Here is a 22,796-nt window from a genome sequence, read left to right as displayed (position 1 = left end):
TTAGTCCTCTTTATTTTCGCCCGCTAAAATCTGCTCAACTTTTTCCTCTGCCTTTCTCATTGTGTCCTTATGCTTAATACCAGCATTCTGTATATCAACAGGTGCCGCATTGTATGTCTGGTAATAGACCAGACTGCTAGTGTGTTGCGCCTTAACTGTATAGGTCAGAATCACCTCTAACAGTTCGCGAGTAGATAACCCCTCGGCATCATCTTTATGCTCAAGAATACGCAGAGCAAACAAGATCAAATCTCGCGCGGCAGCAGCATCTTTTTCCAAACCCTTCTCTTCTCGATAAGCAACAATCTTGGCATAGAGACCTGCATCGCAGGGGACTTGCACAACTTTACTTCTGGCCATAGTGACATTATCCAATGTATTAAAAGTGTATTAACTACGTATAGATTTGCATTATAACTGTATTAACCAGTGTATTAAAGTTTAATACACTCACAAATTGAGTTAATGAGTAATTCCTTTATAAACATCACGTTAATACTAAATAATACACTCGGTATTAATACTGTATTAATCCGCCTGAAACCATTGGCACAAGGGCTTTTAATACGATTGTATTATTTTATTAATACACCTTTAATACGATTTAGTGTAAAAACGAAATGAATTTTCAAAAAAAAACATTTAAACCATTCTGATATTTAAACAATTAATTTCAATAACTTACACCACAAACAACCATAAGAATTGATTTATCAATTCTTGCGTGGGGTGTGGTTCTTTTCTCAAGGTTCCAACTTCACTATTTCGCCAGGATTTTGCACTTTTCATTTTTTGGGGATTTTTTGGGAATTTTCGATTTTTGCTAGGCTGCTGCCGTATGAAGCGGCAAAGGTATCGGGGGATTTTCAGGCCAAAAAAAACGCACTCAATGAGTGCGTTTTCTGCAAGCGTGGCGGCTTAATATTCGCTTGGCAATAATGCGGTGGTTCGTGCTCTGTCTGCCTCGGTGATGATCCATATTTCTACACCTTCAAACTGATAAGCTGAAAGGATACGACCGCCCTTAATTAACATCTCATTATTAAGCTGGTAATCTTCATTCTCTAAATCTCCCCAATCTCCGATCGCGTGACGATAGAACAAAGACGCTAACGCTAAACCATTACCATGGCCGTTTTTGACCAATTCATTTATCCCTTTAGATGTATATAATGCACCAAGCCACTTCAATTTATCTTCTATTGTTTTATCCGACATATCTATTCCTATCTAATAAAAGGCTTAGTGAAAACTAAGCCTATAAAATCAAGCGGCCTTTAACTGTTCGCATGTGACTTGCATTAAATACTGATGAGCCTTAGACGCGGCACTGGCGGCTTTAAAAATATAGCGCTTATCATTCTTTAACTGCGTTAACCAACTTGCGATATAAGACTCATGCTGAACGTCACCGCTAATATTTAACTCGGCCATTAAAAAACTTGCGCCTAATTCAGCGATCAATTCTTCAAAGGCGTAATCATCCGAACCAAACCGAGATCCCTTTATTCTGTCTAATCGGCTTTTTGCGCCTGTCCAATGCGTTAACTCATGCAATGCCGTACAATAAAAATCAAGGCTATTTGAGAAACGTTCGCGAGTGGGTAAAACGATGTTATCGGTAGAGGGTCTAAAAAATGCTTTATCTCCTTGCTCTACAATATTCGCACCTGTTTTATTAATGAAGCTTTCAACATGATCAATTGCATCAAATGAGTTGTTTACGTTGAAACCTTTCACTTCCTCAACATTTAACCCGTCGATTTGCTCAACGTTAAAGACAGTGAAACTTTTAAGCATGGGAATAACTTCTTTTTCACCTTGTTCATTTTCTTTTTCCCAACTCTTATAAAAAATAATTGAGGTGCCCTTCTCGCCTTTGCGAACTTGACCGCCTAAATTATTCGCTTGGTTATAGGTTAAAAATTGATTTGATGAAAATCCCGCATCAAATGCCGCCGCCCATAACAACAAAACATTAATACCGCTATAGGCTTTTTTAGTATCGAAATTAATCGGCAAACCTGCACCGATTGAATTTCTCTGCCACGGACACACCCAAGGCTTTACGCCTTTATCTAATGCCGCAATGATTTGATCAGTGACGACCTGATACATATCTACTTTTTTAAATGCTTTTGCACTTTTACTTTTTGTTTTGCTTTTTGAGATATCGTCTTTGGAGAGCCTGCTTGTCGCTTGTAAGCTGGCTTGCTCGCTGAAAGGCTTAGTGTGGCTTGCTGGGGTAGTGATTGAGTGTGTCATGGCTGCTTGCTCCGTTTGGGGTCTATCATCTTCGTTTTCGCCTGACGTCCTGCTCGCTCGCCATCGTTCTGATTGACAAGGGCGCGCAGCGGCGAAGCGAACCCTTGGCAAGCGGGTTGTGGTGAGCGACAGATTAAGACGGAAGCGTAAACGAAAGGGATAGAACCAGGAGCGGCCGTGATGCCGAATGAAACGACCAGCTTAGCCACACTTGCCGCGCAGTGAGTAGGACTGTGCTTGGCGGTTTGGTAGTTGCGTTAGGGATTGGCAAGCAGGAACGTAGAGCCACGGCAAGCTTGCTTGCCATCAGTGGATCACGTTATCGCGGGGAGCGAAGCGAAAAGCCCGACCGGAGGGAACGCCCAAGTTCATCAGTTGTATTTAGATGACATAGCGCCACAGCAGCCAATAGACACTCAGAGTAAATAGATTAACCGCCGAGGCACGTTTCAAAGCACACCAAGGGGTATTGTCAGATAAACGGAAAAGGGCGGCGAAGCCGCCGCTTGTTTCGCGTTTTGCGGGGAGCTATCAGGGGTAATGTTCAGTTTAAGTAGATCACATGGCTCAGGCTGATATCATTGCTCGACAACGATTTGCAGCCTACAAACCCACGCTTTTTTGAACTGCCCTTTTGATAAACTCATTCGTGCTAGTCGATGCCTGAAATGCCGCGATAGACGCAGCCAAATGCAAGTCATGGCCTAATCTGACATTAAGCGATCCCTTGCAAGGCTTCTCTGGTTGAATGTCCTGTTGAGCACAGTCAGCAAGATAAGCGTTAATCGCCTCTTGAAAGGCTTGCTCTAACCCTTTGGCTGTTTCGGCCTCATAGTTGATCAACGGTGAAATGAATAGCACCTGCCCAAACAGAATATTATCCTCTGGGCTGATTTCTACAGAGCCGTGATAACCCTTATATGTCATTGTATTTTGCATCATAGTTTCCCCCATTCGGTTAATTTGTCTCTCACTTGGCGCAATGCGTAAGCCTTTAATTCATTTTTAGGATGCGGTTTATGCAGGTTGATTAACTCCTTCGGAATGCCATTATCAAACTTAACCCTCGAACCATCACCCTCGACTTGTTGATAGCCGAGCACTTTTAACGCCCCCGCTAATTCATTCCAAGTCAGTGTTTTGGACGATTTGAGCTTTGCTAATAATTTATCCGTTTTCGTCATAATGCCCCCTGCTATATAGGGGATCATTATACCAAATCAACCGCAAAAAGTGCAACTATATATAGTTGCAATTGGGATATTTTCGAGACTTAACCTATCGAATGGATTGAACTTAAGAAGAAAACGAAATGGGTCATGATGTGAATTAACGAGAATGAGGAACGCATGTTCCCCTGTAAGACGTTCAGGCTGCTTACACAAAATGCCCTTGTAGATCCTTAATTCTCACTATCGGATAGCGATTAGCACTCTCTAAGCATTTAGCGCGAGCCCTTTCGATATTGATCGCTGAATCAATAAAATAGCATTGTTTTTGGGCAATATCGTTTTCAGAGTCATAGCCAACAATAAAAAAGCGAGGGGAATATTTAACCTCGTCCACGGTATAACGGATCGCCTGACCTGTCGCGGATTCGTGATGGCCAATGTACCCGATCCCGTTAGCATTCAAATCAGCCATGTGGCTACTAACAACTGATGTTGCATAGTCCGCAGGCCAACCCGTTGCAGGGGTGCGACCATATAAACGTTCATGTTTATATTGCCCTTGTAAATAGGTGTTCATTTCTTCAAACGTCACTGAGGGTTTGCACATATCATATCGCCCCCGCGTTAGTGGCCAACTCAATGCAGCCCCCTTCCATCACAAACCACAGAGCATGATGTGTATAGCAATCGCTTATCCCCCCGTCAGCCGCCACCGACACATAAACCGTTGATGTGATCCCCGAGGGTAAAGACCACATGATTGAAACGTGCTTATTTCGATAGTTCTGACTTAACGCCCTCGTTAGTTCTTCGACTGAGAGGCATTGCGTATCGTTGCCAAAATTCTTAATCACGACAGGAAAACGAACCGAAACCCGTTTTTTGTCAGTGCTAAACACATTAAAACGCACGCGATAATCAATACTTGCGCCATTGCGTCGAGGTTGATCGATTGATACGACATTTTGAGCCACTTTTGCCGCGACTAAGTACCGCTCGACCGCTTCAAACAATAACCCTTGTGAATAGGGATACCATGCCTCATTAGCCACGCCCTCAAGTCCGAGGCCGCAAAAGTGAAAGAAATTCATTTCAGTTAAAACAATGATCGTCAACTCGCCCCTTTTTTGCTGTTGAATATCGTCTTTGGAGAGCCTGCTTGTCGCTTGTAAGCTGGCTTGCTCGCTGAAAGGCTTAGTGTGGCTTGCTGGGGTAGTGATTGAGTGTGTCATGGCTGTGTGCTCCGTTTGGGGTCTATCATCTTCGTTTTCGCCTGACGTCCTGCTCGCTCGCCATCGTTCTGATTGACAAGGGCGCGCAGCGGCGAAGCGAACCCTTGGCAAGCGGGTTGTGGTGAGCGACAGATAAGACGGCAGCGTAAACGAAAGGGATAGAACCAGGAGCGGCCATGATGCCGAATGAAACGACCAGCTTAGCCACACTTGCCGCGCAGTGAGTAGGACTGTGCTTGGCGGTTTGGTGGTTGCGTTAGGGATTGGCAAGCAGGAACGTAGAGCCACGGCAAGCTTGCTTGCCATCAGTGGATCACGTTATCGCGGGGAGCGAAGCGAAAAGCCCGACCGAAGGGAACGCCCAAGTTCATCAGTGGTATTTAGATGACATAGCGCGACAGCAGCCAATAGACACTCAGAGTAAATAGATTAACCGCCGAGGCACGTTTCAAAGCACACCAAGGGGTATTGTCAGATAAACGGAAAAGGGCGGCGCAGCCGCCGCTTGTTTCGCGTTTTGCGGGGAACTAACAGGGAATAGCGACTATCGGCGGCCAATAAAAACGAGCCTGAATGCGGCGGCGACGAAATAAATAGCAGAAATGGCAATGAACAGCCAACAAATCACCAATAGTATATTATTCAAGAATGCCATCATCACTTTGTCCTTTCATTTTATCAGCGTAAATACTTTGCGATTAGCAGCGGTTTTGGTGTTATCAGTCAACGGCCAAATTTCCCAAGGAGAATCGGCGCCCGTGCGACTTCTGAGAATGCTATCTCCCTTGCGCCATTGAAACTCTTCGTAATCAATACACCACTCAAACACTTCGCCCTGTTTGACGGACTTGAGATCACTTATCTTCACAATCTCTATCGCACGTTGAGACATGCCTAATCCTCCTTGTCGTTATCGCAACACTCACATGTCTTCATCTTCCCACTCGATGAGGCGGTATTTTTGAAACTCTGGATGCTCTTTAAGCTGTTCGTGAACATCTGCGGGGATGTGAAAATTCAACTCCCCCGCTTCAATCAAATACTTCAAACACGCTAAGCCCTCATGCTCAAGCCCAGACTCATCAATCACGCGCTGCACTTGATTGGCTTGGCATCGATACCGCGCCCCACCGACAACGACATTCACCGCGCCAGAGGGCATAAAAATCATCGTCACTGGATAGTGATGGCCACCAAACAGATTCACAAAGGAAAAATAAACATGATGACCTTCACGAGTACAACTCACGATATTGTTGATTGGCATGATAACGCCCTCACTGTGTTGCACTGGAATAATGTGGATCGGTTCATCGGCTTGTACGGCTTGCTCATAGGCCGCGACAACCTCGGGATTGTCCATAAGCTGCGCTTTCACCTCTGAAAATGGAATACCGGTTACTTTGCCCATATCAATCTCCCACTTTTGAACACGATCTTACTGAGTCTGCGCTGTTCATTAACTTATCAGCTGCCTTGGCTAAGAAGTCCGAACGGTCTTTGAACTCGCGATGAAACGCCACAAAACTATCGATACGTACAATCTGCGATTCTGACAATGTGATATTGAGGCGTTTTTGTTTGGCTTTAAGCGCCTCTAGTGGCACCTCTAAGGCCATCCATTGGTCGAACTTGGGATGCAATGCCTGATAGTCGCGATAACCTTCATTCAAGCTATCGACTAAATGACCATCGTTGATCACTTCCTCAGCCATTAATAAAATGGCTTCTTTAGCCTTAAACAAGATTTCTTCTTGGCAATCCGCCGCCGAAAAACAGCCATAGCCTAATTTTTCAAACACGGGGATAACGATACCAAACGCCTGCGTTTCATCAGCAGGGCTTTCGATCCCGACCATAAATAGCATTGTAAAACCTCTGCGTTAACCGTTGAACCATTATACACACGCATACACACAACTCAATTTATTTAGTTAATTCTTGCTCAGATTTACCCTGAATTAACAGGGTAAATCTGCATCAGTATGCGGCTTAAAATCCAGCTGGCATCAACGCATCAAAGTAGGCTTTTTGTGCATCATCTAGCCCTTTTCGCTCACCGTTCACTAAGCTATCAACCTGATTTGCTAAATCCTTTTTCTTGAGTGCAGCGGCTTGTAATGCCCACTGCTCACCCATGACAGGCTGAGCCATATCAATTAAACAAGACAAACTCACGCGCTTAAAGAAGGTTTCCGCAGTAGGTCGCCAGTAGTTAGACCATTTCACATCGAGCGTGGATATCACGGCCTCAACAGCTTTATGACTATTATCAATTGACGCCTCGAACATGGAAGCCGTGGCGTAAGCCACCTGCTTTTCTTTCTCTTTTACATCGAGGGCGCAAAAAGCGTTAAAGCGTTCAGCGACCGTTGGCAGACCAACCCACGCTAAATTTAGGCTGGCTTTTACACCCTCGATTAACTGCACCGCTTTGTTATCCGTGAGCGCTCCCGTTTTAGGATGGCAAGTGGTGTCGTTAACGCTGATATGCAGTGGACGGCTGCCATAATGCGAATCAGTGAACGCGCTTACACAGACAGAGAAATGCAACGTATCAAGCGCAACGCTTGGCGCACTCATTAACGCATGTTTCGTGATAATCAAACGCTGTGCGCGTAAGTCGTCATTGAGCGCAGCGGAATAACCGCTTGCGTCCTTATCTTCAATTTTTTTCACGTCACCCACATTGAGTGGGTCTAATTGCACACTGGCTTTTAATTGTGCCAGTGCCTTTTTGTCGTCTTTATGCACTAACCCAATATAGATACTGACAGGCTCACCATAACTTTTTAACACGAGCATACACCCCGCTAGCGCCATTTCAGCGGGATCATACTCACCCTCTTTTGAGTCTAGAAGCCCAAACCCTGCAAGTTCATCGTATTCAGAAACTAACTTTATCTGTGTCCACTTCCAGCCACGCGCGATTAACTTTGCTGCTTCGATTTGCAATTTTGCGGTCGCTAATGATTCGAGCAACGCTTTATCATCAAGATAGACTTCATCACTGAACAAGTCTGAGGTCACAACCCCGCCCGCTTTTTCGTATTCTTCTTGGCCAACAAACTGAGCCAAATAGTGATCAGCATTCACAGCGGCGTCTTTAAGCATATTGCGGAATTGGTTTTCGTTGTAACGTCTATCGCCTGCCAGCTCCCACACTTCGACTTGTTTTTCGACACTGGCAATCGTGAATATCATCACGACATCAAGCGACACGTTCCCCGCTTTGTACGCATCGAGCACAACAGGGGCTACCATGCTTAATTTCATGCGCTGCTGCACGAATTTCGCTGTTACGCCAAACCGCGCCGCAACATCAGCAATGCTCGCGCCCTTATTCACCATGTCAGCAAAAGCGTGAAATTCATCGACTGGGTGCATCTTTGCGCGTGTGAAGTTTTCAGTCATTGATAGCTCGGTGGCATAGTTGGCGACTTCTTCGGCTGTCAGCAACTTAACAGGCACAAGCGTTTTCGGTTTCAGCTTATTATTTTTGACCGCTTTAATGAGCTGTCTCAGTCTACGGCCACCGCCCAAAACTGGGTATAAGCCTTGCGCGTTCATGGGCTCGACGATCAAATTTTGTAAAATGCCATGCGCCAAAATGGAGGCATACAACTGTTCATCGTCAGCCTTGGACGCATTTTCTTTACGCACGTTCTTCTCAGACAACACCAACTGGTTAATCTGCAATTGCAGTAACACTGGCTTTGCTGTTGAGGCCAATGCCACCACAGCGTTAGCCGCTGTTGCCGATTTTTGAGCAATATCGGGCTTGTGAGAGCCTGCTTGAGTCTTTGGGCTGGCAGGTAAAGTGGTGGCTTTAGTGTGAGTTGCTTGCGCTTGAATTGAGTTTGTCATTGCTTGTTTTCCTGTCGTTTAAATATCGTTCTCGTCTTCGCCTAACTTCCTGACTCATTTCACGTTCTGACAGACAAGGGCGCGCAGCGGCGAAGCCTCCCTTGGCGGGCAGGTTGTGAAATGAGACAGATAAGAAGTGACAGCGCAGACGTGAACGGTATTGACAGGGAAACGATGACAAACGATAGAGAAGCGCACGCTTACTCACACTTTAGCCGGCAATGAACCGGACAGTGCTTTAGGACGTTGATGTTTGCTTTTGTTTGGGGCTTGGTGATTGCGTTAGGGATTGGCAAGCAGGAACGTAGAGCCACGGCAAGCTTGCTTGCCATCAGTGGATCACGTTATCGCGGGGAGCGAAGCGAAAAGCCCGACCGAAGGGAACGCCCAGTTTAAGACCAATCTCCGGTGAGCTGTTTTACTTCCGTTTCACGAAGACAAAACGCCGTATTAATCGACGTTAGATTATCAAACTTCTCACGTTGAGTGAGCGCAGGATCTTGCTCAATTTTTCGTTCAGCGCCGGTCACTTGGATTAATAGCGTATCGAGATTCTTACTGGCTTTAAACTTACGCAACCAAACCAAATCCAACTCTGACAAGGTGTTATTATCAATATAATTCATGGCTTCTCGTATATTTACCAAATATTGGCTTGCTGACAGCGACTTTTGACGATTTCATTATCATTGAGCTGAATGGCGGCAATTTTTTTAGCCCGCTGACACTCTTGGACATTCACCGGATATTGCTTATCCCACGCACTCATAAGCTGGCGCTGCGACTTACTCATCGAATATTTAGGATAACTTTGGTCCATATACAGATAAGACCGAGCAATGCGCCCTCTGGCGGCTTCGGGAGGCTGAGCTTTGCTGCCCTCAATACGCATATCACAGGCACCAAAATCAGATTTAGCAGCTGGTAACAGGGCAAAATTGTAATTACTGCGCAGCGCGTTCACAGCGCCAATGGCCGGAAATAGATTGTGCATATCCGCTTGCATGTATCGATACTCAACATTCATCTTCTCGGCACACTTGCGGCCCTTGAACGACTGACCTTTGCTATCGACACATTCCCCATGGCCATCACGCCACTCAGTAAATGCTTTGCCAAAATTTTCGGCGGGTACAACGTGTTCCCATTCGATTTTTTTAGCGCGCGCTAAATGCGATTTAGTAGTAAATCCTGGCGGAGTGATTACCAGCCCTTTTGCATCAAATGCAGCACCGCAATAAAGGGTTTCCCGCTGATCTTGATAGACCGATAACAGCTGTTTTTTAGCCTGATTAAACGACTGATTCGTCGTATTGGAAGCAACAGCAAAAAGGGGAATTACCGCAATGATAGAAATTAAAAAACGATTCAAAAACAAACCTCTTTTCAATGAGATTGACTACATTAGATTAATCTAAAAGCTGTGTTAATAATGCGATACTGCCAAATATTCTACTTTATCCAGAAACTTAGGCGGCCAAAGATATGACTTGTTTAAGCGATCATTATCGACGACAGCTAATGAGGCTATTTAGTTAAGTAAATGACAAACCTCTGTTTTTTCATCACACAAAAATGATTTTCCGCTCAGTTAACACTAATGACTGAGAAGCCTTTATGCTCCCCACATTTAAGACATGAATCAGGCACTTTGTCCCCTTCAAAATAATGCTTGTTATCACCGCATTTTTCACAATGAGAGCAATAAACAGCATCGTGCATTTTGGCCGCAACTTTATGAAGATCAGACAAATCTACGTTTAATTTCATGCTTTATTTTCCGTTCTATGTGTTTTTGGTAATGGATGTAAGGGCTTTATCAATTGAGAATGGGCGTAGTTCACCGTTAGACAAGTGGACTTTATAACAAGCTGTTGTGATCCAAGTCTGTTCGACAAAACGTTTCTCATTTTCAACAACAAAAGAAACAACTAGGCGACCATTCAAATCCCATCCCTTTTCATTATCACAGTAACGTTCAAAGAGTTCTTTGAGTGCATTAAATAATTCACCAGAGTCTATTTTTCCATTTGCATCAGGACTCAATTTTTGACTTTTAAAGTAGTTAGAAGCTTCACCTTTGGTTTGATAAAACTTGCCTGCTATTGTGACTGGTTTTGCCTTTCCCATTTGAAACTCCTTTACGATGTTGAGTTAATCAGACAGCACATTTGCTTCAAAGTAACCTGGCGTTCTTTGTTTATAAGAGTGACCGCATTTATATGGGCAAATGATTTTTTCGCGCTCCCAACCAATACCATCAGCATTTTTTTCAATTAGTTCAAAAACTTTCTTACAGTTTGGACAAGTAATGTAATCTTTTCTATCGCTCATAATTGACTTTCCGTTATTTATTAAATGTTCCAAAAACAGTGTTCAAAGCATCTACAAATTCACCTGCTTTGACATCACCAAGGAAACAGGGCTTAAAAGAATCGGTGGCGATGTATTTTTTCTTAGCTGGCACGTAAATCATTGAGTCTGGATTCGTGGCCAAATAGTCTTGAAAGACTTTACTCACTTTTTGACGACCTAGCCCCAAATGACGGTAAATATCTTGGCTGGTAACGTGTCCATTAAGCACGAGTTTTGCGTCAATCAACTTTAATACAGCGTCATCAAGTAATGGGCGTGACATAAATTATTTTCCGATTATTTACTGTTTTTCTTTGGCAAGCCTCTAACTGCGTCCATATCCCTAGCTTCACCAGCCGCCGCGATTCTGGATAGTTGCCGCTCTGACTTGCCCCAGCGTTTTGCAATTTCTTCAAACGTCCATCCCTTTGAGTTGGCGATTAATTGAAATTCCGTAATAGGTTTACCCGTCATATATGCCTAGTACACCTTTTAAGTTAGACCTGTCAAATATGTCTAGTATATTTCTTTTTCAAAACCAATCAATCCCACACATCTGTTCAATCCGCTTCGGTTGAATAACAACGTAGTCTATTGTGGTTTCAGGGCTGGCATGGCCGAGGATTCGCGCTACAGTCTCAATCGGTACGCCATTGACTACGGCGTTAGTACAAAGCGACTTACGGCCAGAGTGTGACGAGGCCGATGGTAGGCCACATTTCTTATAAATCTCGCGCATTGCCTGCTCTAAGGAGTCGCAAGCCCAATATTCCCGCACCACGCCAGAGTCAAGCTTTCGCGGCTTAGGTTGGAGCGAATAAGGAGCGCCACGAACCGTATACAGAAACCGCGACTCAGGGATTAATCCTTGAAACTCGGCACGGCCTGATACGCCCCATTTTTTAACTAGGCGGTGATCAACCCATTCCTGAATGATCGCCCTCGATGTTTTGTTTGTAAGCCAAACCGTTCTGGGCTTCAACAGCTTGCAAATACTGGCTGGCAGGTGGATTTCCTCTTTGATTTTGCCGTTGGCAAAAAGGATGTGTTCAGTTTTGAGTAATGCAACCTCAGTCACGCGCAGGGCAGCGTGAGAAAGTGCTACAGCACAACGTTTTCCTTCGCTGTGCTGCATGAGTTGGCAAGTTTTCAGGACTCTATGAATTTGGGCGGGAGTAAGTGCGTCTGCGCGGCTCATTGTCTGTATTTTCCTTTTAAATGGGGATATGCAGACAATACGATTTTTACACTGCCTAATTAGCTTAACACAGCATTAGAACTGGCATTCACGGAAAGCAAATTAACTTATTGGAAAACCATTGGATTTAAGATTGATAACCCCAATATAAACAATAAGGGAATAAGCCCTTCAGGAAAATTGGAAGTTACAAATGACCATTACAGATGAATTTTTTCGTGTGATTTTGAGTGGTTCCAAACATGAGTTTGGACAACTAGAAATTGATTGTAAAACCCTTTCGGCTAAAATCCAGTCAGCATCATCAGAGTTGATTGATAATCATAATAAAACTGATCCTTGGAATCCTGCAAGAGTAGTTGTAGATCGGTATCTAGCCGCTGGCACTGATAGCTATAAATATATTATTTTAGCCGTAAATTCTAATTCTCAAGTTCGTAACATGTTTATGAAAGGGTTGGAGAATATGGGCTACACAGTTGATCTTGACCATAAGGCCAAGTCGACTAAACAATAATGGTCAAAGGATGCAAAGAAATCTCCTTACCCATATACCTGAAAACTATCGCGGTTTGGTGCTTACTCAACACAAGTCGTTTCCGTGGCGGTTAGCCGATGGCCAGAACGTCACGGAATCCTGTTACGCTTTAACCGTCGGTATATCGGACCAGCGAGTAGTGTACTGCGGCGATAGAAATTCACGGCGCATAACCCAATGCTGATCGCTACCTTGTGCCGCAATAAACAACGCATCACGACCATAGCGCTGGTTGATTTCATCGAACACCTGCATAAGCTTAGGATCACTCTTTGGGGTATTAAATAAGTCATATTGCTGTAAAGTTTTCCTGCAAAGCTCAAGCAAGCCAACACCAACGCGATAATAGCGCACACCTGGGCGATAAAGGTTTGAAAGCTCCCTGCTAACAGCAGCGCACAGTTCGCGGCTGTCATCAGTAGCACAGACAAACTGAACAACTTTTTTAAAATAAACAGGCTGTGGATCATGCGGCGAGTTTGCGGCAAACACGACCATCGTTTTACATAACGAACCTTGTTCACGCGCCTTAGCCGCCGCAATGGCGGCATGTTTTGCTAACGCTTGTTGTAAATGGTCACGGGTAGTTATGCGTTCGCCAAGACTTCGAGTTGAAAAAATTTGCTGCTTGTCCGCTTTTGTTTCGTCCCATGTTTTACAGATCTGGCCGTTGAGTTCGCGCACTGTTCGTTCGACTTCAATCGAAAAAAGTTGTCGCGCCATTTTCGGCGCCAGCTGGGCCAAATCAAACGCGGTGTTAATACCAAGTAATCCTAGTTTGGCAGTCAGTTTGCGGCCTATTCCCCAAACTTCATCAACTGGCATCAACTTTAAAATTTCAATCCTCAGTGCATCGTTATCGATCACGCAAACGCCCTGATATTGGACCAATTGTTTCGCGGCATGGTTGGCCAACTTCGCCAAAGTTAATGTCTCCCCTACACCCACGCACACAGGCAAGCGGCATTCACGCCAAACGGCACGACGAATGGCGCGACAATGCAACCAAAGATTAGGGATAGCAGCTTGGCACTTTTGAAAAGATACAAATGACTCATCAATACTATAAACATACTGTTCGGGCGCAAAGCGCCCGATCACTTGCATCATTTTTGAAGACAAATCAGCAAACAACTCGTAGTTAGATGAAAATACCTGCACATGGTGGCGCCGACATAAATGTTGCTGCTCAAAGTAAGGACCAAATTTTTTCACACCAACCGCCTTGGCCGCTCTATTTGCAGCGACACAGCAGCCGTCATTGTTACTGAGTACAATAGCCGGCTTTCCGCGCAGATCAGGTCTAAACACCAACTGGCAATTGACATAAAACGAGTCGGCATCGATTAATCCGAACATTGCTGACTCAAATACTGATCAAGTAATGTTGAATGCTCATGAATGCGAATACTTTTAATGACCACACCATCGACACTGAAAGTGTCGGCTTCATCGATTGCAACGTATGTCATGTTTTGCTGTTGATCGATAGACACTAGCAAACGACGTTTCATATCGAGTAATTTAACAGTAAATTCCCCGTTGTAACTCGCCACCACTAGAGACATGTTCCGGCGTGGTGCCGCTCTATCGATAATTAAAATGTCGCCGTCGTATATACCGACACCTTCCATGCTTCGCCCAGCTGTGCGGCCGAACCACGTAGAACTAGGGTGTTCAACAAGGAGTTGATCGAGGCTAAGCGGCAATTCGAGGTAATCTGCAGCAGGTGAAGGGAAGCCGCTAATCCCTGCACTTGCATTGCATGTAATCAATTTCACAAGCCAAAACCACTGTATAAATAATCAGTAATGATAGCAGTAAAAAAATAAAAATCTAAAATTTCGATCCTGCTGCCGGTTCCTGACTTTTTTCGGTGGGTAATTACCGCGTTCTTTGCGGTGTTATCCACAAAAAATCAGGGTTCGGTGGCGAGTGGCTTTGCTCTTGAAAAGGTAACACTTGATTGGGAATAGATAAAAACTGCTGGAATCACCACTTGTCACAGATAATTTGGTAATCTATTAGTAACTATCTAGATCCACGGTGAACAGCTCTAGGATAGCCAGCCCCCCCCAAAGGGGGCGACAACTTTTGAATAGCAAGCAATGAGATCCAACAGTTTAATGTAACAGTGGGATATCATTGCATTGTTGACGGTGTTGTCATATAGTATTCAAAGGAGATCTGACACATCAGCATGTGAGAAACCTTGTTACCAGCAAGCTTTCTGAAAGCTATACGCCTTACTAGGCGACAACTAAACCGCATTTAGCGGTTTTTTTGTATCCAAAAAACATAAAGTTATATTCAACTCTATCAAATACTCATATACTTTCGACAGTCTAATAGTTGATCCTGTCAGACACACTAAAGGCACCCTAATGATTTATGGACAGTATAAATCATTAGGGTGGGACTATGTTCTGCCCTTTATGGCTCTTGTTTTCTGGGGTGGTACCCAGCATCTGGTCTAAAAACAAGCTCATAAACCTTAAGTCGTGTTGATGTGTCAGATCTCCTAGTTTGATGCATCTTTTTTCATATGTTGACCAGAAGCAGATGAATCCACGGCTCCCTTTTTGGAGCAAAATATCAATGTCTGTTGAATTGGTAATTATTGTGCTTGCCCTTATTGCCGCCGGTGGTGTGAAAATCACTATCGGCGATATAAATATTGGTAACACACGTAAAGATGACACCAACCGAAAATAGAATATTTTCCCCGCCCTAGTGGCGGGTTTTTCTTTAATGGCAGCATTCATTACTGCAATCCGTAAGCGGACGTAACTTGTCGATCAGAACGACTTGATTTTGGTAGTATGAGAATCACCCTTCTTGATTATAGCTCTGTCGTGATGGCAATCTGCAGTTACCGATTAATCACATATAGAAATTAACTATGATCTATCTAGCACATTTTTTATTAAGTAGAATAGTGATCCGCTTATCTATCCAGATCAACATTATTCACTGAAATCAGCCTCTGCTTAGCAGGGGCTATCCCCAAGCATTCATTACTAAACTATGACGCTCTTCACTCAGTACCTGCAGATATATTTCCGAGTTAGCAATGAAATCGAATTAGAATCTATTCATAATACCAAATGTAGCCCAAAACCCGCGAAGACGGGTTTTGGCTACTATTATCATGGAAAGGAGTAATTTACTTTTCGTTTAACTATTATGAGCAATATAGACTCAAGTCAATCATCTCAGGATGTAGTTTTCGAACGCTTTGATGCATCATTTCTGCTAGTTTTATTTGAAATTCCCACGGTGCCGCTTTGGGATGATTCTTATTCAAATATTGACTGAAGCAGGATTCTGTGACGTTCAATTGTTTTGCCAGCATACTGCGGGATAACCTTTTTCCTTGTTGGCGATACTCTGCAATTTTTTGAGCCACCCAATCATTCATCATGTTTTTAATTTCTGCTTGCGTTAGTTCAGGCATATTAGCGCTCCCAACGTTTTACACGATTGGGATTAACTTCAGTTATCAACAAACCATCCAAGGTCAGAACCTGCATGTTTGTGTTCTGGGCTGAAGTTTTCTTTTCAATGCGCTTTAAGTCTTCAACGTTACGCTTTAACACTCTAATCAAGTGATTTACATCAAGCTCAATTAGGTTTGCATCACACTTATTTAGAATCTGAATCAGCTTTTGAGAACAGATCTGCCATTCAACAGCATACTCGTCAGTAATAAGTGCCATAAGCGGTAAAATGGTATATTGCTGTTCACGCAATAAAGCGTGTTTGGAGGAAGCCAACATAAATCATCCCCCTTAAAGATAAAAGTAAAAACTGATGATATCACCAGACTTCACTAATGGAGGTCTACCCCCTAAGCAAACCTGTACGCATTGGTATGGTTTTATCGGCTCATCTAGGTGTTGGTCATATCCTGAGTAAGAGGCAATCACATTTAGCTTCAAATGGTTCTTATCAATTAGAAAAGACGCCAGTGATGTAGGCTGATCTAAGGCCTGCTTTAGTGCTAACATACCTTGGCGAGTTTTTTTTGAAGGAAGGGAAACATGCCCGGTATAAAACTCATCAAAGTAGCCACACTTATCATTTTTTTCGTCAGCGTGTTTCGGGTTAAAAACCGACACTCTATCAGCGCCTATAGATTTTGATAAATCTTCGAGTATGAAATAGGCTGCTTCGTTTTCCACAAATTCCTTAATTGAGTTCCCCCCAAGCCCCAACAGCTCAAGCTCCTGATATGTTTCACTTTTTCTTACTGACTCATTATTAAGCAGTACTGCTGTATCAAATGCCTTTGGGCTGACTAATTCTGAATATGCTTCAGCCAACCTAGAATACTGTGCTTGCGCGTTGGATATTGCAGCTGACAGAAAACTGTCAGAGGCAATGTCTTTATTTAACAAAAATGCCGTGCGAGACAAGAAACTGGACAACGCCGAATACGCCGCCATTTTATATGTGATTACTAGGAGCTCGTCTCCTCTGATATTAGTCCACGAACCGGGCTCATAAAAACCTTGTGGAGCCTTATGGTATTGCTCCGAGTAGTTATATTGAGCAGAAGGATCAATTTTGAACTCAGTAAAATTCATGATGCCATTCGACAATACCGTAGACTGAGTAATACCCGAATTGATTACAATCTTATCGTCAACGTAAATAGAGCCATAACCAATATTGCATTTTGACTCAATACCGTTGGTACGCAAATGTTTGACTACCGCTTCTGAGAAAATTTGCTTTATCTCGTGGATACCACGTAATGTACCGTCAGCGCTGCGAATGTTGGATTCTATGTTATCAATGAATAAACTGGATTCAGCCGCAACATAGTGTAAAAAGCTGTCTTCGCCGAGATGCCACATTACTTTATTAAGCTGAATAATGTTCTGGGTAAATTCATGTTGTGCGGCAACATCATCATTCACATCTTCAAGACAAATCTTGAAGTCGTTAGAGTAGCAACTAACATGTGATAATAGTTGAGCAACAGGTTCGAGTATAGGGAATTGAAGCTGAACTAAGCGTACGGGCTTCTTTTTAAAAGATGTGTCATTTGATGTGTGGATATGAACAGCTACGAGCTGTCCCATTTTATCTAACAATGTTGTCATGATCATATTTCCAATATTAACTGCATGAACGCTTAGAAAGACTTTCACACGAGTCATAATATTTAACACAATCTCAAGGAGGCTGTGCGGTGAATTGTAAGAAATTAACTATCTGCTCAAGGAGCTGACAGAATTTACTGCTTACAAAATCAACTTTAGAGATAGCCTGTAACTTAATCAAGTCAAATTTTTGGAAAATGCTGGTGTCTTAGCGTAGGGCTAATAAATTGCCACAATGACGATAGACACATTCCTGCATCATTTAAATTTGTTCAAAATGATCTCACCGGACTACGCATTCTAGAATGTTGCTTACTAACAATGGGGCAGAAATTGCTTAGGATGATCGCTCTAACACTTACCAAACCAAATCATGCAAACTTAATACGCCACCCTTAACTAAGTCTGCATTGGTCCAATATGGTAATAAAATCGATTCACTTAGGGTATACCCCAAGCAAACTAGCTACATCCCATTGCCAATTGGTTCGCTATATCTTGATTTAAAACCCTACTCGCACTAGCATCGTAAACCACATCCTAAAAACACCAAATGAGGCAAAATGTTTATTCGGGCCTACCTGCGCGCATCAACAGATGAACAAGATGCCAATCGAGCCAGAAATGAGTTGGTTCAATTTTCAGAAAGTAAAAATGTTCGCATAGCCAGTTTTTATACCGAGACACAATCAGGGGCTAAAATTGAACGGCCTGAACTTGGGCGCTTGATCATGGACTCTCATCCTGGCGATGTTTTACTCATAGAAAAAGTCGATAGATTGTCTCGCCTCCCCTTTGAGCAATGGAAGGTGTTAAAGAGTAAGTTGGTAAAGGCCAATATTCATATTGTTGTTGTTGACCAACCAATGACACATGGGATCTTAAATGGCACAGAAGAACATACCATGATCGCAAAAGTGCTCACGGAGTTCATGATTGATTTAGCCGCTGCAATGGCCAGAGATGATTATGAGACAAGAAGAAAGCGACAAGCGCAAGGCATCGAAAAGGCAAAAACCTTAGGCAAATACCTTGGACGTCAGCCTGACCATGGATTAAGGCAAAATATTCGGTTACTACTAGATGAAGGGAAAAGCTGGTCACAAGTGCAGAGTCTGCTTAAATGTAGTCGTTCTACCATTGCCAAAGCGGCTAAGTTAAATGAGCTAAAAAACGATGAATCAGTTCTCTAGAGATTTGATTCATCCTAGCGCAAAAAAAGCTCCGCTGAAAGGAAGAAACGGGGCGAAATGGGTCTGTTTTTGACCAGCGTCAATCAGTCTGGGGTAAAGTTTGTAGTGGCAGACTCAAAATATGAATGTTGAATTATTGTTCTGGTCTAATCCTATCGGACATAAATGGCTCGCCCCCCCCTATGGGGGCTGGCTATCTAGGCGTTATTCACCATGGTTCTAGATAGTTGCCAATAGATTACCAAATTATCTGTGACAAGTGGTGATTCTAGCAGTTTAATTATCTCCGCTACAGAACAACCCACCAAGTTATTAACTCAGCTCACCACTGAATCCCAAAGAGCTTTTCTATCGATATGGCAAACAGACTGCACGATCTTCCCTTCTGAATTGAGAGTCAAAATGTCCACCCCCTCACAGTAGATACTTCTGTCGGATGCTTGCCAAACTATCACGCCACACTTCGACGCATGGAGTGCCCATTCCCAAGCGTAGTTATTAGTACTGGAACAGCCGAAAAGCTTCATCGTGTCGAATGTCATATCAGGGAAATTGACCCAAGCCACTTTCTCAAGATGGTCCTTCATGCCCGACTTTAGAATTACCGGATGCGGTTTGTCGATATATGTAGCTTCGTCAGCCATGGAGGAGACGATCAAATCTGCATTCCGTTGCACCCAACCATTCACATAGTCAAGGACTGTCTGAGGTACGGAATCTAAAATAGAATTATTAACTTCCACTTCCACTTCCCTAGATTAAAATAAGATATTTAATTTAATAACTTAATTTCCAATGTTAAGTCAATGTAATTTTTGTAGTAGGGTGTACTGGTCCAAACTGGACACTTTTACTTGAGAATTTTCAAACTCTACAGGTGACAGATTGTCATTAACAGAATGAGATCGCTCCAAGTTGTAATATTTCATGTAAGCCGCCACATCTTGCTTCATAAACGCCCTTGTTGGTTGATTAACTTTAAAAATCCAATCGTGTTTCAAGCTACCAAAGAAACGCTCAACAACGGCATTATCCCAACTCGCACCCACATCATCCATGCTGGCTCGGATACCATAGCTCGATAGCAGCCTACCGAATTGCTTACTGGTATATTGCGAGCCTGTGGAATGGCTTTGCACAAATAACTACAGAGTGCTTCCTGAGCGCCCAGTATGATGCTTAAAACCCTTGTTTCATCGTCATTCATAACCTACAGATTAAAAATCACCCCGCATCAACCAAACTCTAGACATCAAGATTGGCAACATATTTTTTAGCGGAGTCTTTGAGATACGCCTTAACTTTATCACGGACATTATCATAATCACTTGGCGAAAAAGTACAATGCATTGCGACTCTAAATATATCATTACCGATACCCTCCCATAGGTAATGACTGTTACAATTTATCTTATTAAAGGCCACTACACTTATAAATAATGATAATCCCCCCCCCCCTCCTGACATATTAACTCCAGAATTCATACAGTTTACATAATTTCCATTCCGAGTATTCCCATCCCATATTGACATAGCTTTACTTCCATTGCCGGCTTTCATTAATGATCTTGAAAGTTGGGTTATATAACCATCCATAAAACCTCTATCGGCATCAGCAATCCCTGGCATACAACATTCGGCATCACGACAATTTTGTTTTAATACATCAATTACTCTTTCACCACCATAAATATTTCTTATTTCATTTAAAGTATCATTATGAAAGAAGTTCATATTTCTCCACCCTGCATCATCATTACAAACAACATACCCGGGATATGCTGACAAAACATTGCATAAAATAGTATACCAAACATCCAAGTAACTTTGTCCTTCCTGTAGTACATAAGTTTTCATATATTCTCTAGTGCGCAATTGGGCATAAAGCAAACTATCCTGAACATCTTGAGCTAAAGGATGGTTTGGAATGGCGTAAAGAGTTGAAAAATTAACAGTATTCATATTCAATCCAAATTAACTTTAATTAACACGCTTAATTATTTAAAATAATATCTATTTATTGATTTTGCAGCTTTTAATGAGTCTTTTAATTAATAATTTTAGTTTGCAAAACTATATATAAATAAAATATTTTGATTAAAAAAAGTTTAAATGGCTACATTAACCAAAGTCCATAATTAAATCCAGAAGTGCGATACTAGCGAATTAAGCTACTAGCTGGCTAGAAAGCTCCATTAACACTATCACACATTTAGAGTAAAAAATAATTCAATTCATTACAGAATCCCATATTTCAATTCAACATTTATCAAACAATTTATTTATTACAGAAAAGTTATCAGTAAGTTCAACAGAGTGCAAAATACAACATCGATTACAATTTCACGGTTATTCTAGGTTATTCATAATCGGATAGTAGCGATACTAAATTAACCTTGTTCTTTATTAATAAGCTAAATAATAGCTGGCACATTTTTCAGATAATAATTAAACAAAATAATAATTAAACAAGATAATATCATCTATCTTTAGTAAAGCAATTTAACTGCCAGTTAATATTTTTCATGATAAATCCAACCATCGTAACCTTCCATTATTTATGGTATTATCTTCACCTCCACCATCGAGCCATAAAAATCAAACCATTAATCGCCATTAATTTTGCATATTTTTATCTACATAAAACTTAGATAATATAAAATAGCTAGTTACATTTTCAGCATTAAATTCCGACAACACTTTATCAAATAATGTGATTAATATCTTGATATAATATCTAGCGTCAATGGCTGAGCGAAATTTATTTTAAGTAATTATATATTCAGGTATCCAGGCCGGTTCAATATCGCTGTTTAAAATAAAAATCCATCTTGCCATCTTGCCATCTTGCCATCTTAAAATTAAAAAATTTTGCTACGTTTTCCTAGACTACTTATCTATACACTTTAAAAGGTTTTAGATATAAAAACCGAAACTATATGATTTAGCTTTATAACTAAGATGTCAGACATTGTCTTTCAGATAGTGGAGTACGCATCAGATCTTAAATACATTTATTTTAATTTCAACTGGTAACTAATAATAATTAACCCCATGTTATCCATAATAATTAATTTTCTTTCATGACTTTAGAGTACAAAAATGTAAAGCTCATTACAATGGTGACAATCGACTGCTATATTGACTTGCGCAAGCTGAAAGTTACCTCATTTATCACTATTTGCATTAAAATCTCACAACTGCATTTGACCAGAGTCATCCCTCAATTTACCGAATGTCTCTATCGTTTATTTTAGTATCAGCACTTCATTTTTACTTGCTATCGCAGAAATAATCATCCTCAGAATTTCTAATACTCTTTCAAGTTATTTATTTTAAATAAATCATCAAATTCTTCATCAGTAGTAAGCTATTTTTATATAATCTAAGGCTACTACCTTTGAGGTTATTTTTCATGTATTTATTGCTACGTTTAATAGATTTAAAATATCCACAACAATTTAAATCATTTAACAAATATCAGTATCGTTCGAAACATGAAAATTTATCAACTCATTTTAATATTTTAATACTTTCCCATTAAAATAGTAGCGATCAAAAAAATCATTCTTTTGCACTATAGGTTTAATTCTCCCAGTAGATTAGAACAAAATAAGTTGAACTAAAACCGTAGCCGCAGATCTGAGCGGCATCGCCTATCAACTTACCCATCAACCGTGTCAAAACCTCGCTATAAAACAACCCACTGGAAGCAATACAACCAAGCCTTAATCAACCGCGGTTCACTTACCTTCTGGATTGATGAGGAGGCAATCGCTAAGTGGAAAGCCAAGGTCGAGCAACCCAAGCAAGGTCGTCCTCGTGTGTTTAGCGACTTAGCCATTACCACTGCGAGCCTTACAGG

General features: G+C 42.0%; 28 protein-coding genes and 1 pseudogene. 3 read left to right on the top strand and 26 right to left on the bottom strand.

The window, feature by feature from the left end; genetic code table 11:
- The 18 genes from L5L98_RS19705 to L5L98_RS19620 all read right to left on the bottom strand — a co-directional run bounded on the left by L5L98_RS19705 (position 1) and on the right by L5L98_RS19620 (position 12,089).
- The gene (locus L5L98_RS19705) at positions 1-360 is read right to left on the bottom strand and encodes a hypothetical protein (RefSeq protein ID WP_259512114.1); all 360 of its coding nucleotides are present in this window, start codon (positions 358-360) and stop codon (positions 1-3) included.
- A gap of 558 nt (positions 361-918) precedes the next feature.
- Positions 919-1,218, bottom strand: coding sequence for a hypothetical protein (locus tag L5L98_RS19700; protein ID WP_012197944.1), 300 nt, complete (start codon positions 1,216-1,218; stop codon positions 919-921).
- 48 nt (positions 1,219-1,266) lie between these two features.
- A complete protein-coding gene (locus tag L5L98_RS19695; protein WP_048908709.1) occupies positions 1,267-2,265 on the bottom strand; it encodes an ArdC family protein in 999 nt (332 codons plus the stop codon).
- A gap of 603 nt (positions 2,266-2,868) precedes the next feature.
- Positions 2,869-3,207 carry a type II toxin-antitoxin system HicB family antitoxin gene (locus tag L5L98_RS19690; protein ID WP_012197942.1) on the bottom strand — a complete coding sequence of 113 codons (339 nt, stop codon included), beginning with the start codon at positions 3,205-3,207 and terminating at the stop codon, positions 2,869-2,871.
- Positions 3,204-3,449 carry a type II toxin-antitoxin system HicA family toxin gene (locus L5L98_RS19685; protein WP_006087375.1) on the bottom strand — a complete coding sequence of 82 codons (246 nt, stop codon included), beginning with the start codon at positions 3,447-3,449 and terminating at the stop codon, positions 3,204-3,206. The genes L5L98_RS19690 and L5L98_RS19685 overlap by 4 nt, the downstream gene beginning before the upstream one ends.
- Positions 3,450-3,642: 193 nt before the next feature.
- On the bottom strand, positions 3,643-4,044 hold the full coding sequence (locus tag L5L98_RS19680) for a hypothetical protein (RefSeq protein WP_220774015.1): 402 nt from the start codon (positions 4,042-4,044) through the stop codon (positions 3,643-3,645).
- Position 4,045: 1 nt separating this feature from the next.
- Positions 4,046-4,669, bottom strand: coding sequence for a hypothetical protein (locus L5L98_RS19675; protein WP_220774014.1), 624 nt, complete (start codon positions 4,667-4,669; stop codon positions 4,046-4,048).
- A gap of 670 nt (positions 4,670-5,339) precedes the next feature.
- Positions 5,340-5,561 (bottom strand): hypothetical protein, encoded by a 222-nt coding sequence (locus L5L98_RS19670; RefSeq protein WP_220774013.1) that lies wholly within the window; start codon positions 5,559-5,561, stop codon positions 5,340-5,342.
- 30 nt (positions 5,562-5,591) lie between these two features.
- Positions 5,592-6,080 carry a hypothetical protein gene (locus L5L98_RS19665; protein ID WP_220774012.1) on the bottom strand — a complete coding sequence of 163 codons (489 nt, stop codon included), beginning with the start codon at positions 6,078-6,080 and terminating at the stop codon, positions 5,592-5,594.
- 1 nt (position 6,081) lies between these two features.
- Complete coding sequence (locus L5L98_RS19660; protein ID WP_220774011.1) at positions 6,082-6,537, bottom strand: type II toxin-antitoxin system HicB family antitoxin; 456 nt, start codon at positions 6,535-6,537, stop codon at positions 6,082-6,084.
- A 124-nt stretch (positions 6,538-6,661) separates the two neighbouring features.
- A complete protein-coding gene (locus tag L5L98_RS19655; protein WP_263143005.1) occupies positions 6,662-8,536 on the bottom strand; it encodes a ParB/RepB/Spo0J family partition protein in 1,875 nt (624 codons plus the stop codon).
- A 392-nt stretch (positions 8,537-8,928) separates the two neighbouring features.
- On the bottom strand, positions 8,929-9,162 hold the full coding sequence (locus L5L98_RS19650) for a hypothetical protein (RefSeq protein WP_012197936.1): 234 nt from the start codon (positions 9,160-9,162) through the stop codon (positions 8,929-8,931).
- A 14-nt stretch (positions 9,163-9,176) separates the two neighbouring features.
- A complete protein-coding gene (locus L5L98_RS19645; RefSeq protein ID WP_220774009.1) occupies positions 9,177-9,908 on the bottom strand; it encodes an endonuclease in 732 nt (243 codons plus the stop codon).
- Between the two features lie 413 nt (positions 9,909-10,321).
- Positions 10,322-10,666 (bottom strand): hypothetical protein, encoded by a 345-nt coding sequence (locus L5L98_RS19640; protein ID WP_220774008.1) that lies wholly within the window; start codon positions 10,664-10,666, stop codon positions 10,322-10,324.
- A gap of 24 nt (positions 10,667-10,690) precedes the next feature.
- Positions 10,691-10,870: a hypothetical protein gene (locus L5L98_RS19635; protein WP_220774007.1), complete on the bottom strand. Its 180-nt coding sequence runs from the start codon at positions 10,868-10,870 to the stop codon at positions 10,691-10,693.
- Between the two features lie 13 nt (positions 10,871-10,883).
- Positions 10,884-11,174: a hypothetical protein gene (locus L5L98_RS19630; protein ID WP_220774006.1), complete on the bottom strand. Its 291-nt coding sequence runs from the start codon at positions 11,172-11,174 to the stop codon at positions 10,884-10,886.
- Between the two features lie 14 nt (positions 11,175-11,188).
- Entirely contained in the window at positions 11,189-11,365 is a 177-nt protein-coding gene (locus tag L5L98_RS19625; RefSeq protein WP_193377977.1) for a hypothetical protein, read from the bottom strand.
- A 58-nt stretch (positions 11,366-11,423) separates the two neighbouring features.
- Positions 11,424-12,089 (bottom strand): tyrosine-type recombinase/integrase, encoded by a 666-nt coding sequence (locus L5L98_RS19620; RefSeq protein WP_006087356.1) that lies wholly within the window; start codon positions 12,087-12,089, stop codon positions 11,424-11,426.
- 193 nt (positions 12,090-12,282) lie between these two features.
- Between L5L98_RS19620 and L5L98_RS19615 the strand changes: the two genes are divergently transcribed.
- Positions 12,283-12,606 carry a hypothetical protein gene (locus L5L98_RS19615; protein ID WP_259516234.1) on the top strand — a complete coding sequence of 108 codons (324 nt, stop codon included), beginning with the start codon at positions 12,283-12,285 and terminating at the stop codon, positions 12,604-12,606.
- 123 nt (positions 12,607-12,729) lie between these two features.
- Here L5L98_RS19615 and L5L98_RS19610 read toward each other — a convergent pair whose 3' ends face one another.
- From L5L98_RS19610 to L5L98_RS19590, 5 genes are all read right to left on the bottom strand, one after another.
- A complete protein-coding gene (locus L5L98_RS19610) occupies positions 12,730-13,986 on the bottom strand; it encodes a Y-family DNA polymerase (RefSeq protein WP_006087354.1) in 1,257 nt (418 codons plus the stop codon).
- Positions 13,974-14,408 carry a S24 family peptidase gene (locus tag L5L98_RS19605; RefSeq protein WP_006087353.1) on the bottom strand — a complete coding sequence of 145 codons (435 nt, stop codon included), beginning with the start codon at positions 14,406-14,408 and terminating at the stop codon, positions 13,974-13,976. Before L5L98_RS19605 ends, L5L98_RS19610 begins: the two co-directional genes overlap by 13 nt.
- 1,403 nt (positions 14,409-15,811) lie before the next feature.
- Positions 15,812-16,084, bottom strand: a complete 273-nt coding sequence (locus L5L98_RS19600; protein WP_259508568.1) for a hypothetical protein — start codon at positions 16,082-16,084, stop codon at positions 15,812-15,814.
- Between the two features lies 1 nt (position 16,085).
- The gene (locus L5L98_RS19595) at positions 16,086-16,406 is read right to left on the bottom strand and encodes a hypothetical protein (RefSeq protein ID WP_259508566.1); all 321 of its coding nucleotides are present in this window, start codon (positions 16,404-16,406) and stop codon (positions 16,086-16,088) included.
- A 12-nt stretch (positions 16,407-16,418) separates the two neighbouring features.
- A complete protein-coding gene (locus L5L98_RS19590) occupies positions 16,419-17,738 on the bottom strand; it encodes a hypothetical protein (RefSeq protein ID WP_263142995.1) in 1,320 nt (439 codons plus the stop codon).
- A 563-nt stretch (positions 17,739-18,301) separates the two neighbouring features.
- Here L5L98_RS19590 and L5L98_RS19585 point away from each other — a divergent pair.
- Positions 18,302-18,931: a recombinase family protein gene (locus tag L5L98_RS19585; RefSeq protein ID WP_263142990.1), complete on the top strand. Its 630-nt coding sequence runs from the start codon at positions 18,302-18,304 to the stop codon at positions 18,929-18,931.
- Between the two features lie 317 nt (positions 18,932-19,248).
- Here the strand turns inward: L5L98_RS19585 and L5L98_RS19580 are convergent, their stop codons facing one another.
- From L5L98_RS19580 to L5L98_RS19570, 3 genes and pseudogenes are all read right to left on the bottom strand, one after another.
- The gene (locus tag L5L98_RS19580) at positions 19,249-19,674 is read right to left on the bottom strand and encodes a nuclear transport factor 2 family protein (protein WP_263142988.1); all 426 of its coding nucleotides are present in this window, start codon (positions 19,672-19,674) and stop codon (positions 19,249-19,251) included.
- Positions 19,675-19,734: 60 nt separating this feature from the next.
- Positions 19,735-20,052, bottom strand: a pseudogene (locus L5L98_RS19575) (integrase core domain-containing protein); the annotation flags it as partial.
- A 124-nt stretch (positions 20,053-20,176) separates the two neighbouring features.
- Entirely contained in the window at positions 20,177-20,893 is a 717-nt protein-coding gene (locus tag L5L98_RS19570; protein WP_263142987.1) for a hypothetical protein, read from the bottom strand.
- Between the two features lie 1,715 nt (positions 20,894-22,608).
- On the opposite strand from L5L98_RS19570, the gene L5L98_RS19565 reads away from it, so the two are divergent.
- Positions 22,609-22,796: transposase (locus L5L98_RS19565; RefSeq protein WP_263142986.1), on the top strand; the 188-nt coding region annotated here is incomplete at its 3' end.

Source organism: Shewanella sp. SM23 (assembly GCF_025654295.1).
Lineage (GTDB): Bacteria > Pseudomonadota > Gammaproteobacteria > Enterobacterales > Shewanellaceae > Shewanella > Shewanella oncorhynchi.
The sequence above is the reverse complement of the archived record's forward strand: the minus strand, read 5'-3'. Positions and strand labels throughout refer to the sequence as shown.

What these genes read in the sequence shown, in the direction of transcription:
- L5L98_RS19615 (WP_259516234.1), top strand. Translation starts at nt 12,283, where the DNA reads ATGACCATTACAGATGAATTTTTTCGTGTGATTTTGAGTGGTTCCAAA.
- L5L98_RS19585 (WP_263142990.1), top strand. Translation starts at nt 18,302, where the DNA reads ATGTTTATTCGGGCCTACCTGCGCGCATCAACAGATGAACAAGATGCC.
- L5L98_RS19630 (WP_220774006.1), bottom strand. Translation starts at nt 11,174, where the DNA reads ATGTCACGCCCATTACTTGATGACGCTGTATTAAAGTTGATTGACGCA.
- L5L98_RS19655 (WP_263143005.1), bottom strand. Translation starts at nt 8,536, where the DNA reads ATGACAAACTCAATTCAAGCGCAAGCAACTCACACTAAAGCCACCACT.
- L5L98_RS19590 (WP_263142995.1), bottom strand. Translation starts at nt 17,738, where the DNA reads ATGACAACATTGTTAGATAAAATGGGACAGCTCGTAGCTGTTCATATC.
- L5L98_RS19665 (WP_220774012.1), bottom strand. Translation starts at nt 6,080, where the DNA reads ATGGGCAAAGTAACCGGTATTCCATTTTCAGAGGTGAAAGCGCAGCTT.
- L5L98_RS19635 (WP_220774007.1), bottom strand. Translation starts at nt 10,870, where the DNA reads ATGAGCGATAGAAAAGATTACATTACTTGTCCAAACTGTAAGAAAGTT.
- L5L98_RS19685 (WP_006087375.1), bottom strand. Translation starts at nt 3,449, where the DNA reads ATGACGAAAACGGATAAATTATTAGCAAAGCTCAAATCGTCCAAAACA.
- L5L98_RS19600 (WP_259508568.1), bottom strand. Translation starts at nt 16,084, where the DNA reads ATGCCTGAACTAACGCAAGCAGAAATTAAAAACATGATGAATGATTGG.
- L5L98_RS19705 (WP_259512114.1), bottom strand. Translation starts at nt 360, where the DNA reads ATGGCCAGAAGTAAAGTTGTGCAAGTCCCCTGCGATGCAGGTCTCTAT.
- L5L98_RS19640 (WP_220774008.1), bottom strand. Translation starts at nt 10,666, where the DNA reads ATGGGAAAGGCAAAACCAGTCACAATAGCAGGCAAGTTTTATCAAACC.
- L5L98_RS19675 (WP_220774014.1), bottom strand. Translation starts at nt 4,669, where the DNA reads ATGACACACTCAATCACTACCCCAGCAAGCCACACTAAGCCTTTCAGC.
- L5L98_RS19625 (WP_193377977.1), bottom strand. Translation starts at nt 11,365, where the DNA reads ATGACGGGTAAACCTATTACGGAATTTCAATTAATCGCCAACTCAAAG.
- L5L98_RS19610 (WP_006087354.1), bottom strand. Translation starts at nt 13,986, where the DNA reads ATGTTCGGATTAATCGATGCCGACTCGTTTTATGTCAATTGCCAGTTG.
- L5L98_RS19680 (WP_220774015.1), bottom strand. Translation starts at nt 4,044, where the DNA reads ATGTGCAAACCCTCAGTGACGTTTGAAGAAATGAACACCTATTTACAA.
- L5L98_RS19620 (WP_006087356.1), bottom strand. Translation starts at nt 12,089, where the DNA reads ATGAGCCGCGCAGACGCACTTACTCCCGCCCAAATTCATAGAGTCCTG.
- L5L98_RS19690 (WP_012197942.1), bottom strand. Translation starts at nt 3,207, where the DNA reads ATGATGCAAAATACAATGACATATAAGGGTTATCACGGCTCTGTAGAA.
- L5L98_RS19595 (WP_259508566.1), bottom strand. Translation starts at nt 16,406, where the DNA reads ATGTTGGCTTCCTCCAAACACGCTTTATTGCGTGAACAGCAATATACC.
- L5L98_RS19650 (WP_012197936.1), bottom strand. Translation starts at nt 9,162, where the DNA reads ATGAATTATATTGATAATAACACCTTGTCAGAGTTGGATTTGGTTTGG.
- L5L98_RS19670 (WP_220774013.1), bottom strand. Translation starts at nt 5,561, where the DNA reads ATGTCTCAACGTGCGATAGAGATTGTGAAGATAAGTGATCTCAAGTCC.
- L5L98_RS19695 (WP_048908709.1), bottom strand. Translation starts at nt 2,265, where the DNA reads ATGACACACTCAATCACTACCCCAGCAAGCCACACTAAGCCTTTCAGC.
- L5L98_RS19660 (WP_220774011.1), bottom strand. Translation starts at nt 6,537, where the DNA reads ATGCTATTTATGGTCGGGATCGAAAGCCCTGCTGATGAAACGCAGGCG.
- L5L98_RS19570 (WP_263142987.1), bottom strand. Translation starts at nt 20,893, where the DNA reads ATGAATACTGTTAATTTTTCAACTCTTTACGCCATTCCAAACCATCCT.
- L5L98_RS19700 (WP_012197944.1), bottom strand. Translation starts at nt 1,218, where the DNA reads ATGTCGGATAAAACAATAGAAGATAAATTGAAGTGGCTTGGTGCATTA.